Below are 15,721 nucleotides of genomic sequence, written 5' to 3' on the forward strand. Positions count from 1 at the left end.
GGGCGCTCAGACCGGGTTCGGAATATCGATGAAGGTATGGCGCAGGTCGAAGCGCTGCGCCAGATGTTCGCCCACGGCCCGGATGCCATAGCGCTCTGTTGCGTGATGCCCGGCCGCGATATAGGCCACACCGCTCTCGCGCGCCAGATGCGTGGTGGGCTCGGACACTTCCCCACTCAGGTAAACATCCACGCCGGCCGCCACGGCGGCCGCGAAATACCCCTGCGCGCCGCCCGTGCACCAGCCCACGCTTCGAATCATCTGATCCGGATCTCCAATGGTCAGCGGCTCGCGATCGAGCACGCCGCCTACGTGCGCGGCGAACGCATGCAGCGGCATCGGCTGCGGCAGCGTGCCTGTCCAGCCAAGTTGATCGTCGCTGAAACGGCCGTTGGGTGCGACGCCCAGCTGCAGGCCCAGTTGCGCGTTATTGCCCAATTCCGCGTGATTGTCCAATGGCAGGTGAAAGGCCATCAGGTTGATATCGGCCGCAAGAAGTTTCTTCAATCTTGCGTGTTTTTGACCGATGACCCGTGCATCTTCGTTCTTCCAGAAGTAACCGTGATGCACCAGGATTGCATCGGCGCCGGCCTCGATGGCTGCGTCGATCAGCGCGAGGCTAGCTGTTACACCAGTGACGATATGGGTGACTTCGGGTCGACCTTGCACTTGGAGCCCGTTCGGGCAATAGTCCTTGAAGCGGGAAACTTCCAGCAGGTCGTTCAAGTACAATTCCAGCTCTTTGGTTTTCATTTTCTGGTCAAAACTCCGATATGTTGCGCCGATTCTGGCTGTTCTTTGCTCAGGCCGTCACGGTCGTGCTGGCCGTGTGGTTCGTGGTAGCCACGCTCAAACCCGAGTGGCTGCAGCGTGGGCGGGTGGCCGTGCAGTCGGGGTCGCCCATCGTGGCACTGAAGGAAGTGGTGCCAAGCGTGGCCGGCTCTGCGGCACAGGGTTCCTATAGCGATGCCGCCAAGGAAGCCATGCCCGCCGTGGTCAACATCTTCACCAGCAAGAACGGCACGAAGCGGTCACCCAATCCGCAGGCGGAGGATCCGTGGTTCCGGTTCTTCTTCGGCGATCGGCTGCCGGAACGCCAGGAGCCGGTGTCCAGCCTGGGTTCGGGCGTGATTGTCAGCGCCGAGGGTTACATTCTAACCAACCACCATGTGGTGGATGGCGCCGATGAAATCGAGGTGGCGCTGACCGATGGCCGCAAGGCCAACGCCAAGGTCGTCGGCTCCGACCCCGAGACCGATCTGGCCGTGCTGAAGATCACACTCAAGGATCTGCCTGCGATCACGCTGGGCCGCATCGAGAACGTGAAGGTCGGCGACGTAGTGCTGGCCATCGGCAATCCGTTTGGCGTGGGCCAGACCGTGACGATGGGTATCGTTTCCGCGCTGGGCCGCAGCCACCTGGGTATCAATACCTTCGAGAACTTCATCCAGACCGACGCAGCCATCAACCCGGGCAACTCGGGCGGCGCGCTGGTGGACGCGCAGGGCAACCTGCTCGGCATCAACACCGCCATCTATTCGCGCTCGGGCGGTTCGCTCGGTATCGGCTTCGCCATCCCGGTGTCGACCGCCAAGCAGGTGATGGAATCCATCATCTCGACTGGCAGTGTGACGCGCGGCTGGATCGGCGTGGAGCCCCAGGACCTGACCCCCGAGATCGCTGAATCGTTTGGCTTGGACGCGAAGGAAGGCGCGCTGATCGCGGCCGTGGTCCAGGGCGGCCCTGCCGACAAGGCAGGCGTGAAGCCTGGCGACGTACTGGTATCGGTCGACAACCAGGTGATTTCCGATACGACTGCGCTGCTCAATGCCATCGCCCAGCTCAAGCCTGGCGCCGAGGTGAAGATGAAGGTCATTCGCCGCGGCAAGCCGGCCGAACTCGCCGTGATGATCGGCAAGCGCCCGCCTCCGCCGCGCCGCGCCATGCCGCTGGATGAGGAAGAGTGATGGTTTGCAGGCGGCTTCGCAGCCGCCCTCTGGCTGGCTGACGGTCAGCCGGGCCAAAGCGTTACAGCTTCATTGCAAAAGCCCCTGCCAGTGATGGCCGGGGCTTTCTTGTATTCCGGCAGGTGCCTGCCGGTAATCGATACGACCTGCAATATGGGCTGCGAACCGATGATGCGACCACGGTCGCGGCAATCGATCTCGCCTCGCACCAGCTGTGCACCATCTGGCAGGAGGCCTGTGACAAGGGCGCAGGACAGGAACGCAACACGAGACCGAATTGCGCGCGGATCTTCCCTCCCGCCCAATGCTGTACAAATGCCATCGGGAACGATCAGCCGGGTCTGACGCCGAGGGCGTCGCTTGTGATGCGGGGCGTCCCGCGTCACAAAACAAAACGCCGGCATCCTTGCGGATGCCGGCGTTTTGATCAAGCCGAATCTGAAGCGGGCTTACACCCGCGTCAAATTAGAACTTGTGGCGAACACCAACCACAGCGCCGAACTGGTTGTACGAACCTTGGGTCGTACCGAAGCCAGTGCTGTTGATCGAGCCCGGGCCGATCGAGGAAACGCCCAGGGTCGAGCCGTCCTTGTTCTTGGCGTACGACACGTTGAAGTACGCGTCGGTGCGCTTCGAGAAGGCGTAGTCCGTCGACACCACGAACGACCACGGATCAGCCTTGGTGTTGCGGAAGTCTTGGTAGTAAGCGGCGCCGGTCAGCGACAGAGCCGGCGTCAGCTGGTAACCAGCACCCAGCCAGTACAGATTCGACACGTTCACAGCCGAACCACCGGCGGTGCTCGTACCGGCCGGAACCGAACCCGGCAGGATTGCGCCTTGCAGGGCGTGAGCGTAACGGTAGCCACCGAAGATCTTGGCCGGACCGAAGGCGTACGTACCTGCGACCGAAGCGCGCTGAACCTTGGCGCTGGCGGTGTTCACGCCGACCACAGCCGGGTTGCCCAGGTTCGTTTCGTCGAAGACCGCGCCGATCGAGAACGGGCCGCCGTTGTAAATCAGGCTGGCACTGTACTCACGACCGGTCTTGTACGAACCCGGAACTTCACCCGAGACACCTTGGTAGGCGTTGGCCGTAGCCGTGCCGCCCGGCGTGTTCGCGCCGGTGCTGTACAGCAGCGCGGCGGTCAGGCCACCGAACGTGCCGATGTACTTGATCGAGTTGTCAGCACGGCTGGCGAAAGCCGAGTCTTGAGCGGTGATCGAGTAGTTCGACGAAATGGCCATCGGATCGAAGGCCAGACCGAAGTCATAGAACGGCGTCTGATGACGACCCAGGCTCAGCGTGCCGTACTGGCTTTGCAGACCCACGAAAGCTTGACGACCGAACAGACGGCCACCTTGGCCCGACGTGCCGGTGTCAAGGTTGAAACCGCTTTCCAGCACGAAGACACCCTTCAGGCCACCGCCCAGGTCTTCCACGCCACGCAGGCCCCAACGGCTGCCGGACATGTTGCCCGAGGTCAGGCGCACGACGTCGTGGCTGCCGGTCACGCCCGGCTGGTGGTTAGCGTACTCAACGCCAGCGTCAACCACACCGTACAGGGTCACGCTCGACTGGGCATAGGCACCGCCGGCGGCCAGAGCGGCAACGGCAGCTGCAAACAGTTTCATCTTCATATCGACACTTTCCTTGTCAACTGATTGGGAAATCTTGGTTGCCCAAGTGCTTGGGCGACGCATTAACCTTCACGTCTGCGTCGTATTATGTGTCACCCCCCCAGCGCGTCAGAAGTCTTTTTCGCCGTAAACACGGTTTACCGACGCTTCTTGTTGTGACGAAGCAACAGCAAACAACGTGAAATTCACCATTTTGGTGCGAAACGCAGCATTCAGACCGTGGGGATACAGCCCGTTAACAACTGCTCAGGAACTTAGTCAGCCTGCGTTTCACCTTCGGCGGGGGTGCCAAGCGGCTGCCTGGTCACAAAACGGGCCATCAGCAAGCCCAGTTCGTACAACATGACCAGCGGCACGGCCAGCAACAGTTGCGACATCACATCAGGTGGCGTAACAACGGCGGCGATGATGAATGCGCCAACAATCACGTACGGGCGGATCTGCTTGAGCTTTTCCAGCTCCACCACGCCGAATTTCACCAGCACGATCACCACCACCGGCACCTCGAACGTGATGCCGAATGCCAGGAACGTGGTCATTGCAAAGCTCAGGTACTTGTCGATGTCGGTCGACATCTCGGCCCCGAGTGGCGCGTTGTAGTGCGCCATGAAATGGAACACCGTCGGGAACACCAGGAAGTACGCGAATGCCACGCCGCACAGGAACAGCAGATAGCTGCTGCTTACCAGTGGCATGATCAGCTTCTTCTCATGCTGGTACAGGCCCGGCGCGACAAAGCGCCAGATCTGGTAGAGCACCCACGGCAGCGCGATCAGGAACGACACCAGCATCGTGACCTTCATCGGCACGAAGAACGAGCCGGTGACATCGGTCACGATCATGCGGCCGTTCTTGGGCAGCGACTGCGTCAGCGGCTTGGAGAACAGGTTGAAGATCTCCGCCGCCCAGTAGACCAGGCCGAGAAAGACGATGATGACCCCGGCCACCGCCTTCACCAGCCGCTCGCGCAGCTCGATCAGGTGGGAAATGAAAGTCTCTTGCTGGGACTCGCCGTTGGGATCGTTAGGATCGTTGGGGTCTTGGGTGCCCGCCATGCTTACTCGAAGAAGGAACGGTTACGGCCGCTGGCCGGGCGATGGCGCTTCACGCGGGCTGCGCCCGACTGCACCCAGACGCGCACGTTCTGCTGACGCTTGAACCAGAGCGGCCGGGCGCCTTGCTTGACGCGCCAGCTTTTGCGGCCGTTGTGCGATTTGTGCGCGCTGTCCCAGCTGGGCACGTACCCGGCGCTGATGCCACTGGCATCGGAGCCGGATGTACCGGAAGCCTCCACACCGCCCAGCGCCTCGTTCAGCGCCTGGGTGTGCTCGTTGACTTCCTTGTGGATGGTCTGCTCGACGTCACGCGCGGCGTTCTCGAATTCCGTGCGCATCTTGCGCAGTTCCTCGAGCTCCACCTCGCGGCTGACTTCGGCCTTCACGTCATTGATATAGCGCTGCGCGCGGCCGACCAGTGCGCCGACCGTGCGCGCCACCTTCGGCAGACGCTCGGGGCCGATCACGATCAGCGCCACGGCGCCAATCAGTGCCAGCTTGGAAATGCCGAGATCGATCATGCGAAAACCGGAACTGAGACACAGGACAGGCGGGCCGCGCCGTGCGCGGCCGCCGGGAGGATGACTGACAAGGAAAGATCAGCCGGCGGATTATTCCTGGCGCTGCTTTTCCTTGGCTTCCACGTCGATCGTGGTGGTATCGCGCAGTTCCTTGGCCGCGGCCGGCTTGGCGCCAGGTTCCTCCGCGTTACCGTCCTTCATGCCGTCCTTGAAGCCCTTTACCGCACCACCCAGGTCCTGGCCGATGTTGCGCAGCTTCTTGGTACCGAAGACGAGCATGACGATTACCAGCACGATCAGCCAGTGCCAAATGCTAAACGAACCCATTTCTTGCTCCTGATAAAGCCGCGGGCGTCGGAATATGATCGCCCGGCCCCGTAGTTCCGTCCTTCAAAGGCTGCGCCGGGCGACGGTACCCGACGCAACATCTGGCCGGGACATCACTGTCCCGGCCCCTTTTTCATGCCCTGGCTGTCCTGGGTTGCCGTTCAGAACGCCGGTGACTTCCACTGGTCGCGCGGGCCGCCGAGTACGTGCAGATGGAGATGGAACACCTCCTGTCCGCCGTCCGTGCCGGTGTTGATCACCGTACGGAAGCCGTTGTCGCAGCCGGCCAGGCGCGCCAGTTCGGGCACCTTGAGCATTATTCTAGCAAGCACACCCGCATCGCCGGGTCCGCATTCAGCCAGCGAATCCACATGCGATTTCGGAATTACCAGAAAGTGTACCGGCGCTTTGGGATGGATATCGTGAAACGCCAGCAGATCGTCGTCCTCATACACCTTGTTGGACGGGATCTGGCCGGCCACGATCTTGCAGAAAATGCAATTGTCCTGGGATTTCATGAAGTTCTTGTTGCAGCCTGTCAGCACATTGCAGGAAATCGTGCCGTCCTGCTGCCACTTTTCTCTTGATCTTGCCGGGATGGCCTCAGAACGCCTCGCCCGGGTACATCGGCTTGCGGTCGTTCAGGTACAGCCAGCCCTTGACGATACGATACAGTATCCACAGTGACAAAACGCAGAAAACGGCGATTGCCACCGGGAACAGCAACACTGTCACGAACATGAAGCCGCCCACCACATACCAGACGATCGACCACCAGAACGTGCGGATCTGCCAGGCGAAGTGCGAGGCATAGACCGTGCCGCGCGTATCGTCGCGCTTCACATAGTTCACGATGATCGCGATCAGGGCGGTGATACCGCCAGTAAACCAGTGGATCGCATAAAGCGCGTAAAGGATGTGCGTCAGCTTGCGCAATCCGTCGAGCTTGTCCGCATCAGCGGTTGTGGTCACCTGCGTGGTGTAGTCCGTCGCCATCGTGCCCTCCAGCGTTACAGCGCGTATGCCGTGCCCGGAACATTTCCGGGCGGCCATAGGCTCAATGCTACTCCTTGCGACTGGCTTTCTCGACCAGCCCCGACAGCCCCTCGCGGCGCGCCAGTTCGTTGACCACGTCAGCCGGCGTGGCCCCGATGTGCGAGAGCAGCACCATCGTATGGAACCACAGGTCGGCCACTTCGTAGATCACCTTCCCGACGGCTTCGTCGCCCAGGCCGGCCGCACGGGCGTCCTTGGCGGCCATCACGGTTTCGGTCGCTTCCTCGCCGATCTTCTTCAGGATGGCGTCATCGCCCTTCCTGAACAGCTTGGCCACGTAGGATCTGTCGGGATCGCCGCCGTTTTCGGGCTTGCGCGATTCCAGCGTGGCGGCCACGCGGGCCAATATGTCTGCCGAGCCAGCCAGGCCGGTCGTCTGGTTGTCCTGGCTCATGGCTTGCCGGCGTAGATCGTGGACGGGTCCTTGAGCACCGGCTCAACGGTATGCCAGTCGCCCGACTCGACATCGCCTTCGAATTTCTGGAAGAAGCACGAGTGCCGGCCGGTATGGCAGGCGATGCTGTCGACCTGGGTTACCTTCAGCAGCACCACATCCTCGTCGCAATCCAGGCGGATTTCATGCACCTTCTGCACGTGGCCCGACTCTTCGCCCTTGTGCCACAGGCGCTTGCGCGAGCGCGACCAGAACACGGCCTCGCCCAGCTCAACCGTACGCTGCAGCGCCTCACGGTTCATGAACGCGAACATTAGCACGTCGTTGGAGCCCGTCTCCTGGACGATCACCGGCACCAGGCCGTTGTCGTCCCACTTCACCTTGTTCAACCACTTCTTTGCCATGATCAGATCCGGACGGGGATGCCCTCGCGGGCCATGAAAGCCTTTGCTTCGCCAACGGTGTGCTGGCCATAGTGGAAGATGCTGGCTGCCAGCACCGCGTCGGCGTGGCCGAGCTTGATGCCGTCGGCCAGATCCTGCAGGCCGCCCACGCCACCTGATGCAATAACGGGTACCGGTACCGCGTCGCTGACCGCGCGCGTCAGTTCCAGGTCGAATCCGCTCTTCGTACCGTCGCGGTCCATGCTGGTCAGCAGGATCTCGCCCGCGCCGCGGCGCGCCATCTCGCGCGCCCATTCCACGGCGTCCAGGCCGGTCGCCTTGCGGCCGCCATGGGTGAAGACTTCCCAGCGGGCCGGCTCGCCCGGGGCCGAGCTGCGCTTGGCATCGATGGCGACCACGATGCACTGCGAGCCGTACTTGCCGGTGGCGTCCGAAACCAGTTGCGGATTGGCGATGGCGGACGAATTCACGCTGATCTTGTCCGCACCGGCATTGAGCAGCCGGCGCACGTCTTCCACGGCACGCACGCCACCACCAACCGTCAGCGGAATGAACACCTGCGAAGCCACGGCCTCGATGATGTGGAGGATCAGGTCGCGCCCGTCGCTGGTCGCGGTGATGTCCAGAAATGTGATTTCATCAGCACCTTGCTCATCGTAGCGGCGAGCAATTTCCACAGGGTCTCCGGCATCGCGCAGTTCGACGAAGTTGACACCCTTGACCACCCGCCCGTTGGTGACGTCCAGGCAGGGGATGATACGTTTGGCTAGCATGTGATTCCTTGCCTGCCGCCCCCTTGCCCGGGAGCGGCTGGTTGTGGCGTCCTGCCTGGCAGCGTTACTCGGCGCCCAGCTTGTCCGCGTGCGCCTGGGCGTCAGAGAAGACCAGGTCGCCCGAATAGATCGCGCGGCCGCAGATCACGCCTTCCACGCCTTCCCGCTCCACGGCGCAGAGCTGGTCGATGTCGGCCATGTTCGACAGGCCGCCGCTGGCGATCACCGGGATCGACATCGACCGGGCCAGCTTGACTGTGGCGTCGATGTTGATGCCCTGCAGCATGCCGTCGCGGCCAATGTCGGTGTAGATGATGGCTTCCACACCGTAGTCTTCGTATTTGCGTGCCAGATCCGCCACTTCGTGGCCGGTCAGCTTGCTCCAGCCATCGGTGGCCACCTTGCCGTCCTTGGCATCGAGCCCGACGATGATGTGGCCGCCGAACGCCGAGCAGGCGTCCTTGAGGAACCCGGGGTTCTTCACGGCAGCGGTGCCGATGATCACGTACGACAGGCCGTCGTCGAGCCAGCGCTCGATGGTGTTGAGGTCGCGGATACCGCCGCCGAGCTGCACGGGGATCTCGTCGCCCACTTCGGCGATGATGGCCTTGATGGCCGCCTCATTGCGGGGCTTGCCAACGAAAGCGCCGTTCAGGTCGACCAGATGCAGGCGACGCGCGCCCTGGTTCACCCAGTGGCGTGCCATGGCGGCGGGATCTTCGGAAAAGACGGTAGCCTGGTCCATATCGCCTTGTTTGAGGCGTACACACTGACCGTCCTTCAGGTCGATGGCCGGAATGAGCAACATAGCGTAACGAGCGTGGTGGTTGTGTAAAAAGGAAAAGGGCAGCGATGCCAGCGCGGCTGCGCGGGCGCTCAGGTCATGTCAGTTTTGCAGTGGATGCAGTCTGGGTCGGTGGCTCTGAACGACAGGTATCGCTGTTGATCTTGTGGCGCTTCTGGTAACAGGTGCTTCTGACGCTTTACGGATTCCAGTGCACGAAATTCCGGTATAGCTGCAAACCCATCGCGGCGCTCTTCTCCGGGTGGAACTGCGTGGCGAAAATATTATCGCGTGCCACCGCACTGGTAAACACGACGCCATACTCCGTCTCGCCGGCGATATGCGCGGGCTCCTGCGCCTGCACATAATAACTATGTACGAAGTAAAACCAGCTGTCGTCCGGGATGCCCTGCCACATCGGGTGGGGCAGCGCCTGACGCACGCGGTTCCAGCCCATCTGCGGCACCTTGAAGCGCGAGCCATCGGGCTGCGTCATCCCTTCCAGTTCAAAGCGGATCACCTCGCCCGGCATCAGGCCCAGTGCCGGCGTACTGTCCGCACCCGACCTGACTTCACTGCTGCGTTCGAACAGCATCTGTTCGCCAACGCACACACCCAGCATCGGCTTCGACGCCGCGGCTTCCAGCACGGCCTGCTGCAGGCCCGATTCCCCCAGGGCGCCCATACAGTCGGGCATCGCACCCTGTCCCGGCAGCACCACGCGGTCGGCCGCGCGGATCGCCTCGGGGCGGTCCACAACCTGCACGTCCGCTTCCGGTGCCGCGGCACGCAGAGCCTGCGCCACCGAGCGCAGGTTGCCCATGCCGTAATCCACAATTGCTATGGTAGTCATGATTTCAAAACAGGCAACAATGTCTTCAGCCCGTCCACAATGAATTCAACGGCCAGCGCCGACAGGATCAACCCCATCAGGCGCGTGCCGATATTGATCCCGGTCCTGCCAACCACCCGTGCGATGGGATCCGCCGCACGGAACGTGCCATACACCACCAGGCCCAGCACCACGCCGATACCCACCAGGATCAGCAGTTCGTACCAGTGGTGCGTCTTGCCCGCATACACGATCACGGTACTGATCGACCCCGGCCCGGTCAGCAGCGGCAGCGCCAGGGGCACCACCGCGATGCTGGTCTTGGCCTCGGCCTCGTCCTCTTCCTCGGGCGTGGCCTTGGTGCGGCCGGTCTGGGCGTTCAGCATGTTCATGGCCATCATGATCATGATCAGCCCGCCGCCCACCTGCAACGACGCCACCGAGATATTGAAGAACTCAATGATCTGCTGGCCCAGCAACGCCGACAATCCCACCACGATCGCCACGGCAATCGACGCCGTCTTGATCGTTTTCAGCTTTTCCGCCTCGGTCTGCTGGCTGGTCAGGCTGATAAAGAACGGGATCGCCCCGATCGGATTGATCAGCGCCAGCAGCGAGATGAAAGACTTGAGCGTATCCATCGGATGCGGGTGTGTCGAAGGTTGTCAGCGTCGCCGCAACCAGCCGGCACGCCTGCTTTTATGGGGGCGCAGGTCAGTGGTTCAGGTCAGTAGACAGTATGGGTCAGAGCGTACCCTTGGTCGATGGAATCTGGTTGGCCGCACGCGGGTCCAGCTCCACCGCCATGCGCAACGCACGGCCAAAGGCCTTGAACACGGTCTCGCACTGGTGGTGGGCATTGATGCCGCGCAGGTTGTCGATATGGAGCGTCACGCCGGCGTGGTTGACGAAGCCGCGGAAGAACTCGATCGTCAGGTCGACGTCGAAGCTGCCCACCCGGGCGCGCGTGAACGGCACGTGGAATTCCAGGCCCGGACGGCCCGAGAAGTCGATCACCACGCGCGACAGGCATTCGTCCAGCGGCACATAGCTGTGGCCGTAGCGGGTAATGCCCTTCTTGTCGCCGATGGCGCGCGCCACGGCCTGGCCCAGCGTGATGCCGACGTCTTCCACCGTATGGTGGTCGTCGATATGGGTGTCGCCCGTGGCCTCGACCTCCAGGTCGAACATGCCATGCCGGGCAATCTGGTCCAGCATGTGGTCGAGGAACGGCACGCCGGAAGCCAGCTTCTGGCGGCCGGTGCCATCAAGGTTCAGTGAAACGCGGATCTGCGTTTCCGAGGTATTGCGGGTGACCTCTGCAACACGCATGGTGGGGTTAATCCTGCAACGAGGCGTTGAAAGCCTCAAGAAACTGCGCGTTTTCTTCGGGGGTGCTGACCGTCACGCGCAGACAGTTGGCCAGCAATGCGTGCATTTTACTCACGTTCTTGATCAATACCTTACGCGCCAGCACTCGCTCGAACGTCTGTGCCGCATCCGGCACGCGCACCAGCAGGAAATTCGCGGCGCTGGGGTAGACCGTCACGCCAGGCATGGCGGCCATGGCATCGGCCAGCTTCGTGCGCTCGGCACGCAGCTGGGCGGCCTGATCGTCCAGGACGTCCACATGCTCCAGCGCGAACAGCGCGGTGGCTTCGGTCAGCACGTTGACGTTGTACGGCGGGCGCACCTTGTCCAGCTGCGCCAGCCATTCCGGCGACCCCGCCATGTAGCCCAGGCGGATACCGGCAAGGCCCAGCTTCGACACCGTGCGCATCACCAACAGGTTGCCGAACCCGGTCAGGCGCGGCATCCAGCTTTCCTGGGCAAACGGCTGGTAGGCCTCGTCCACCACCACCAGACTCTGGCAGACCTCACCCTGCGCAGCGCGCACGATGGCTTCCATGTCGGCAGCGTCGAACAGGTTGCCAGTGGGGTTGTTCGGGTAGGCCAGGTAGATGATGGCGGGCTTGTGCTCGGCCATCGCGGCCAGCATGGCGGCGCGGTCCAGCGTGAAATCGGCGCGCAGTGGCACGCCGACAAACCCCAGGCCGGCAAACTGCGCCGACATCGCATACATGACGAAGCCCGGCACCGGCGCCAGCACCTTGGCGCCCGGCTTCGCCGCGGCCAGCGAAATGATGCTGATCAGTTCGTCCGAACCGTTGCCCAGCATCACGTCCATGCCGGCCGGCACCTTCATGACCGACTTCAGCTGCGCGCGCAGCGCTTCGCTGCTCGGCACCGGATAGCGGTTCAGGGCCACCTCGCCCAGCCGCGCGGCCAGCTGCGCGCGCAGGTCGGGCGGCAACCGGTACGGGTTCTCCATCGCGTCGAGCTTCACCAGTCCGTGCGAATCGGCGACATGGTAGGCGCCCATGGCGCGCACGTCGTCACGGATGATGCGTTCGATCAGGGATGGGTCTACGGCTGACATGATGGTCCTATGGTTTCGTGCCCTGCGGGCATTCAGGAAACCGCTTCACAATGAAGCGAAGCGGTTCTGGCCTGGCGCGCGGCCGCAGACAGTACAACCAGTACGGCAAGGCCGCGCAACGACGCCAGAATCATTTTGAAGTGGTTTCTTAACGTTTGAAACGGTACTCGGCAGATCTGGCATGCGCCTGCAGGCCTTCGCCATAGGCCAGTTCGGCGGCTATCTGGCCCAGCATCTGCGCCCCGCCCTCGCTGACCTCGATCAGGCTCGAACGCTTCTGGAAGTCATACACGCCCAGCGGCGACGAGAAGCGCGCAGTGCGCGAGGTGGGCAGCACGTGGTTGGGGCCCGCGCAGTAGTCGCCCAGCGATTCGCTGGTATAGCGGCCCAGGAAGATGGCGCCTGCATGGCGGATCTTCTCGCTCCACTGGCGCGGGTTCTCGGCGGAAATCTCCAGGTGCTCGGGCGCGATGGCATTGGCGATCTCGCAGGCCTCTTCCATGTCGCGCACCTTGATCAGCGCACCGCGTCCCGCCAGCGAGGCGGCGATGACTTCGCGGCGCGGCATCGTCGGCAGCTGGCGCTGGATGCTGTCTTCCACGCGGTTCAGGTAGGCCTCGTCCGGGCACAGCAGGATCGACTGTGCCAGCTCGTCGTGCTCGGCCTGCGAGAACAGGTCCATGGCCACCCAGTCCGGATCGGTCGTACCGTCGCAGATCACCAGGATCTCGGACGGGCCGGCGATCATGTCGATGCCGACCGTGCCGAACACGCGGCGCTTGGCGGCAGCCACATAGGCGTTGCCGGGGCCGACGATCTTGTCCACCTGCGGCAGCGTGGCGGTACCGAACGCCAGCGCGCCCACAGCCTGCGCGCCGCCGATCGTGAACACGCGGTCCACGCCGGCAATCTGCGCGGCGGCCAGCACCAGTTCGTTGCGCACGCCACCGGGCGTGGGCACCACCATGATCACTTCCTTGACGCCGGCCACGCGCGCCGGAATCGCGTTCATCAGCACCGACGACGGATACGCCGCCTTGCCGCCAGGCACGTACAGGCCCACGCGGTCCAGCGGGGTCACCTTCTGGCCCAGCATGGTGCCGTCGGCCTCGGTATATTCCCAGCTATGGCTGCCGCATTCGATCTTCTGCTTCTCGTGGTAGGCGCGCACCCGTGCGGCGGCGGCCTCCAGCGCGGCGCGGCGCTTCGGCTCCAGGTCTTCCAGCGCCGCTTCCAGTTCGGATTGCGACAGTTCCAGCGCGCCCATCGAGGCGGCTTCCAGACGGTCGAAACGGCGCGTGTATTCGAGCACGGCTTCGTCGCCACGGCGGCGCACGTCAGCCAGGATGTCGGCAGCGGCGCGATCGATGGCCTCGTCTTCCGACGCCTCGAACGCCAGCACCTGGCGCAGGGCATCGGCAAAACCGGGCTCGGTCGAGTCGAGCCGGCGGATCGACAGGTTTTCCATATCGGTTTCGTTCATGACTGCTTGTCCTCGCAGAATCCCTGACGGATTCCCGGTCGGGTTCAACTTGTGCGTACCTCAGGCGAGCGCCGCCGAGGCCCGTTCGAATGCTTCGAGAATCGGCGTCAGCCGTTCCCGCTTGAGCTTCAGCGCGGCCTGGTTGACCACCAGCCGCGACGAGATCTGCACGATCTCTTCCACTTCGACCAGGTTGTTCGCACGCAGCGTGCCGCCGGTGCTGACCAGGTCGACGATGGCATCGGACAGCCCCACCAGCGGGCCCAGTTCCATCGAGCCATACAGCTTGATCAGGTCGACGTGCACGCCCTTCTTGGCAAAGTGCTCGCGCGCCGTCTCCACGTACTTGGTGGCCACGGCCAGGCGCGCGCCCTGCCGTACCGCCTTGGCGTAGTCGAACCCGGCCGGCACCGCCACCGACATGCGGCAGCGCGCGATGTTCAGGTCGATCGGCGCGTACAGGCCGGTCATGCCATGCTCCATCAACACGTCCTTGCCGGCCACGCCGAAGTCGGCTGCGCCGTATTGCACGTAGGTCGGCACGTCCGATGCACGCACGATGATCACGCGCACGGCCGGATCCGAAGTCGGCAGGATCAGCTTGCGCGAGGTCTCGGGGTCCTCGGTCACCTGGATGCCGGCCGCGGCCAGCAGCGGCAGCGTTTCGGTAAAGATGCGGCCCTTGGACAGTGCCAGCGTCAGCTGGTTGGGCGAGGCGTTGAAAGCGGGGCTCATCGTCAATTCTTCTAGGTTCGGGGCGGCTTGAGGCGGCTTGAGGCGGCTGTTCTGGCTCAGGCGATGCGGCGGATCTTCGCGCCGACGGCCGACAGCTTGTCTTCCATGCGGTCGTAGCCACGATCCAGGTGGTAGATGCGGTCGATCGTCGTTTCGCCATCTGCCACCAGGCCGGCGATGACCAGGCTGGCCGATGCACGCAGGTCGGTGGCCATCACGTTGGCGCCGGACAGGCGGGGCACGCCGGTCACCACGGCCGTATTGCCCTCGGCCGTGATGTTCGCGCCCAGCCGGTTCAGCTCCTGCACGTGCATGAAGCGGTTCTCGAAAATCGTCTCGGTGATGCGCGCCGTGCCGTCGGCCACGGCATTCAGCGCCATGAACTGCGCCTGCATGTCGGTCGGGAAGGCCGGGTATTCCGACGTGCGGAAGCTCACGGCCTGCGCGCGTTGCGACATGGCCAGGCGGATCCAGTTGTCGCCGGTCTCGATCGTGGCGCCGGTCTCGCGCAGCTTGACCAGCACGGCGTCCAGGATCAGCGGCGGGATGTCGCGCACGACGATGTCACCCAGCGTCGCGGCGGCGGCGCACAGGAACGTGCCGGCCTCGATGCGGTCGGCCACCACGCTGTGCTGTGCGCCGTGGAGCTTGTCCACGCCCTGCACGATCAGGCGGTCGGTGCCGATGCCGTCGATCTTCGCGCCCATCTTGACCAGCAGTTCGGCCAGATCGGTCACCTCGGGCTCGCGGGCGGCGTTTTCCAGCACGGTCTCGCCTTCGGCCAGCGTCGCGGCCATCAGCAGGTTCTCGGTGCCGGTCACGGTGATCATGTCCGTCACCACGCGCGCGCCCTTCAGGCGGCTGGCGCGGGCATGGATGAAGCCGTGCTCGATGTTGATCTCGGCGCCCATGGCCTGCAGGCCCTTGATGTGCTGATCCACGGGGCGGGCGCCGATGCCGCAGCCGCCCGGCAACGACACGCGGGCCTCGCCGAAGCGGGCCACCAGCGGGCCGAGCACCAGGATCGACGCGCGCATCGTCTTCACGAGGTCGTAGGAGGCTTCCGGCGAATTGATGTCGGCCCCGTTCAGCGTGGCCGCGCCGTTTTCCATGTCGGCCTGCATGCCCATCTGGCGCAGCAGCTTGAGCATCGTGCGCGTGTCCTGCAGGTCCGGCACGTTGGACAGCGATACGGTATCGGCGGTCAGCAGGCCGGCGCACAGGATCGGCAGCGCGGCGTTCTTGGCGCCCGAGACGCGGACTTCGCCCTTGAGCGGCCCGTTGCCCTGGATCTGGAATTTGTCCATGTTTC

At 63.5% G+C, this 15,721-nt stretch carries 19 protein-coding genes; 1 reads left to right on the forward strand and 18 read right to left on the reverse strand.

Going from position 1 to position 15,721, the window contains the following annotated elements:
* Positions 1-6: 6 nt before the first annotated feature.
* Entirely contained in the window at positions 7-753 is a 747-nt protein-coding gene (locus tag A9J21_RS01335; RefSeq protein ID WP_066731133.1) for a Nif3-like dinuclear metal center hexameric protein, read from the reverse strand.
* Between the two features lie 20 nt (positions 754-773).
* On the opposite strand from A9J21_RS01335, the gene A9J21_RS01340 reads away from it, so the two are divergent.
* On the forward strand, positions 774-1,967 hold the full coding sequence (locus A9J21_RS01340; protein WP_066731135.1) for a Do family serine endopeptidase: 1,194 nt from the start codon (positions 774-776) through the stop codon (positions 1,965-1,967).
* A 465-nt stretch (positions 1,968-2,432) separates the two neighbouring features.
* Here the strand turns inward: A9J21_RS01340 and A9J21_RS01345 are convergent, their stop codons facing one another.
* From A9J21_RS01345 to murA, 17 genes are all read right to left on the reverse strand, one after another.
* Positions 2,433-3,605 (reverse strand): porin, encoded by a 1,173-nt coding sequence (locus A9J21_RS01345; protein ID WP_066731136.1) that lies wholly within the window; start codon positions 3,603-3,605, stop codon positions 2,433-2,435.
* Positions 3,606-3,859: 254 nt separating this feature from the next.
* Positions 3,860-4,660 (reverse strand): twin-arginine translocase subunit TatC, encoded by an 801-nt coding sequence (tatC, locus tag A9J21_RS01350; RefSeq protein ID WP_066731137.1) that lies wholly within the window; start codon positions 4,658-4,660, stop codon positions 3,860-3,862.
* Positions 4,661-4,662: 2 nt separating this feature from the next.
* Complete coding sequence (gene tatB, locus A9J21_RS01355; RefSeq protein ID WP_066731138.1) at positions 4,663-5,181, reverse strand: Sec-independent protein translocase protein TatB; 519 nt, start codon at positions 5,179-5,181, stop codon at positions 4,663-4,665.
* A 90-nt stretch (positions 5,182-5,271) separates the two neighbouring features.
* Positions 5,272-5,508, reverse strand: coding sequence for a Sec-independent protein translocase subunit TatA (gene tatA / locus A9J21_RS01360; RefSeq protein ID WP_066731139.1), 237 nt, complete (start codon positions 5,506-5,508; stop codon positions 5,272-5,274).
* A gap of 161 nt (positions 5,509-5,669) precedes the next feature.
* Positions 5,670-6,026: a histidine triad nucleotide-binding protein gene (locus A9J21_RS01365; RefSeq protein WP_066731271.1), complete on the reverse strand. Its 357-nt coding sequence runs from the start codon at positions 6,024-6,026 to the stop codon at positions 5,670-5,672.
* An 85-nt stretch (positions 6,027-6,111) separates the two neighbouring features.
* The gene (locus A9J21_RS01370) at positions 6,112-6,504 is read right to left on the reverse strand and encodes a hypothetical protein (protein WP_066731145.1); all 393 of its coding nucleotides are present in this window, start codon (positions 6,502-6,504) and stop codon (positions 6,112-6,114) included.
* A gap of 67 nt (positions 6,505-6,571) precedes the next feature.
* Entirely contained in the window at positions 6,572-6,958 is a 387-nt protein-coding gene (locus tag A9J21_RS01375) for a phosphoribosyl-ATP diphosphatase (RefSeq protein ID WP_066731148.1), read from the reverse strand.
* Positions 6,955-7,362: a phosphoribosyl-AMP cyclohydrolase gene (gene hisI, locus A9J21_RS01380; RefSeq protein WP_066731150.1), complete on the reverse strand. Its 408-nt coding sequence runs from the start codon at positions 7,360-7,362 to the stop codon at positions 6,955-6,957. Before hisI ends, A9J21_RS01375 begins: the two co-directional genes overlap by 4 nt.
* Before the next feature lie 2 nt (positions 7,363-7,364).
* Positions 7,365-8,135, reverse strand: a complete 771-nt coding sequence (gene hisF / locus A9J21_RS01385; protein ID WP_066731152.1) for an imidazole glycerol phosphate synthase subunit HisF — start codon at positions 8,133-8,135, stop codon at positions 7,365-7,367.
* 64 nt (positions 8,136-8,199) lie between these two features.
* Positions 8,200-8,943: a 1-(5-phosphoribosyl)-5-[(5-phosphoribosylamino)methylideneamino]imidazole-4-carboxamide isomerase gene (hisA, locus tag A9J21_RS01390; RefSeq protein ID WP_066731155.1), complete on the reverse strand. Its 744-nt coding sequence runs from the start codon at positions 8,941-8,943 to the stop codon at positions 8,200-8,202.
* Positions 8,944-9,118: 175 nt separating this feature from the next.
* Entirely contained in the window at positions 9,119-9,772 is a 654-nt protein-coding gene (gene hisH, locus A9J21_RS01395; protein WP_066731158.1) for an imidazole glycerol phosphate synthase subunit HisH, read from the reverse strand.
* Positions 9,769-10,392 carry a YchE family NAAT transporter gene (locus tag A9J21_RS01400; RefSeq protein WP_066731160.1) on the reverse strand — a complete coding sequence of 208 codons (624 nt, stop codon included), beginning with the start codon at positions 10,390-10,392 and terminating at the stop codon, positions 9,769-9,771. The genes hisH and A9J21_RS01400 overlap by 4 nt, the downstream gene beginning before the upstream one ends.
* Positions 10,393-10,495: 103 nt before the next feature.
* The gene (gene hisB, locus A9J21_RS01405) at positions 10,496-11,083 is read right to left on the reverse strand and encodes an imidazoleglycerol-phosphate dehydratase HisB (RefSeq protein WP_066731163.1); all 588 of its coding nucleotides are present in this window, start codon (positions 11,081-11,083) and stop codon (positions 10,496-10,498) included.
* A gap of 7 nt (positions 11,084-11,090) precedes the next feature.
* Positions 11,091-12,191: a histidinol-phosphate transaminase gene (hisC, locus tag A9J21_RS01410; protein WP_066731165.1), complete on the reverse strand. Its 1,101-nt coding sequence runs from the start codon at positions 12,189-12,191 to the stop codon at positions 11,091-11,093.
* Between the two features lie 148 nt (positions 12,192-12,339).
* A complete protein-coding gene (gene hisD, locus A9J21_RS01415; RefSeq protein WP_066731168.1) occupies positions 12,340-13,674 on the reverse strand; it encodes a histidinol dehydrogenase in 1,335 nt (444 codons plus the stop codon).
* A gap of 60 nt (positions 13,675-13,734) precedes the next feature.
* Entirely contained in the window at positions 13,735-14,409 is a 675-nt protein-coding gene (gene hisG / locus A9J21_RS01420) for an ATP phosphoribosyltransferase (RefSeq protein WP_066731170.1), read from the reverse strand.
* A gap of 56 nt (positions 14,410-14,465) precedes the next feature.
* Entirely contained in the window at positions 14,466-15,716 is a 1,251-nt protein-coding gene (gene murA, locus A9J21_RS01425; protein WP_066731172.1) for a UDP-N-acetylglucosamine 1-carboxyvinyltransferase, read from the reverse strand.
* Positions 15,717-15,721 lie beyond the last annotated feature (5 nt).

It is taken from the genome of Cupriavidus sp. D384 (assembly GCF_001652915.1).
Lineage (GTDB): Bacteria > Pseudomonadota > Gammaproteobacteria > Burkholderiales > Burkholderiaceae > Cupriavidus.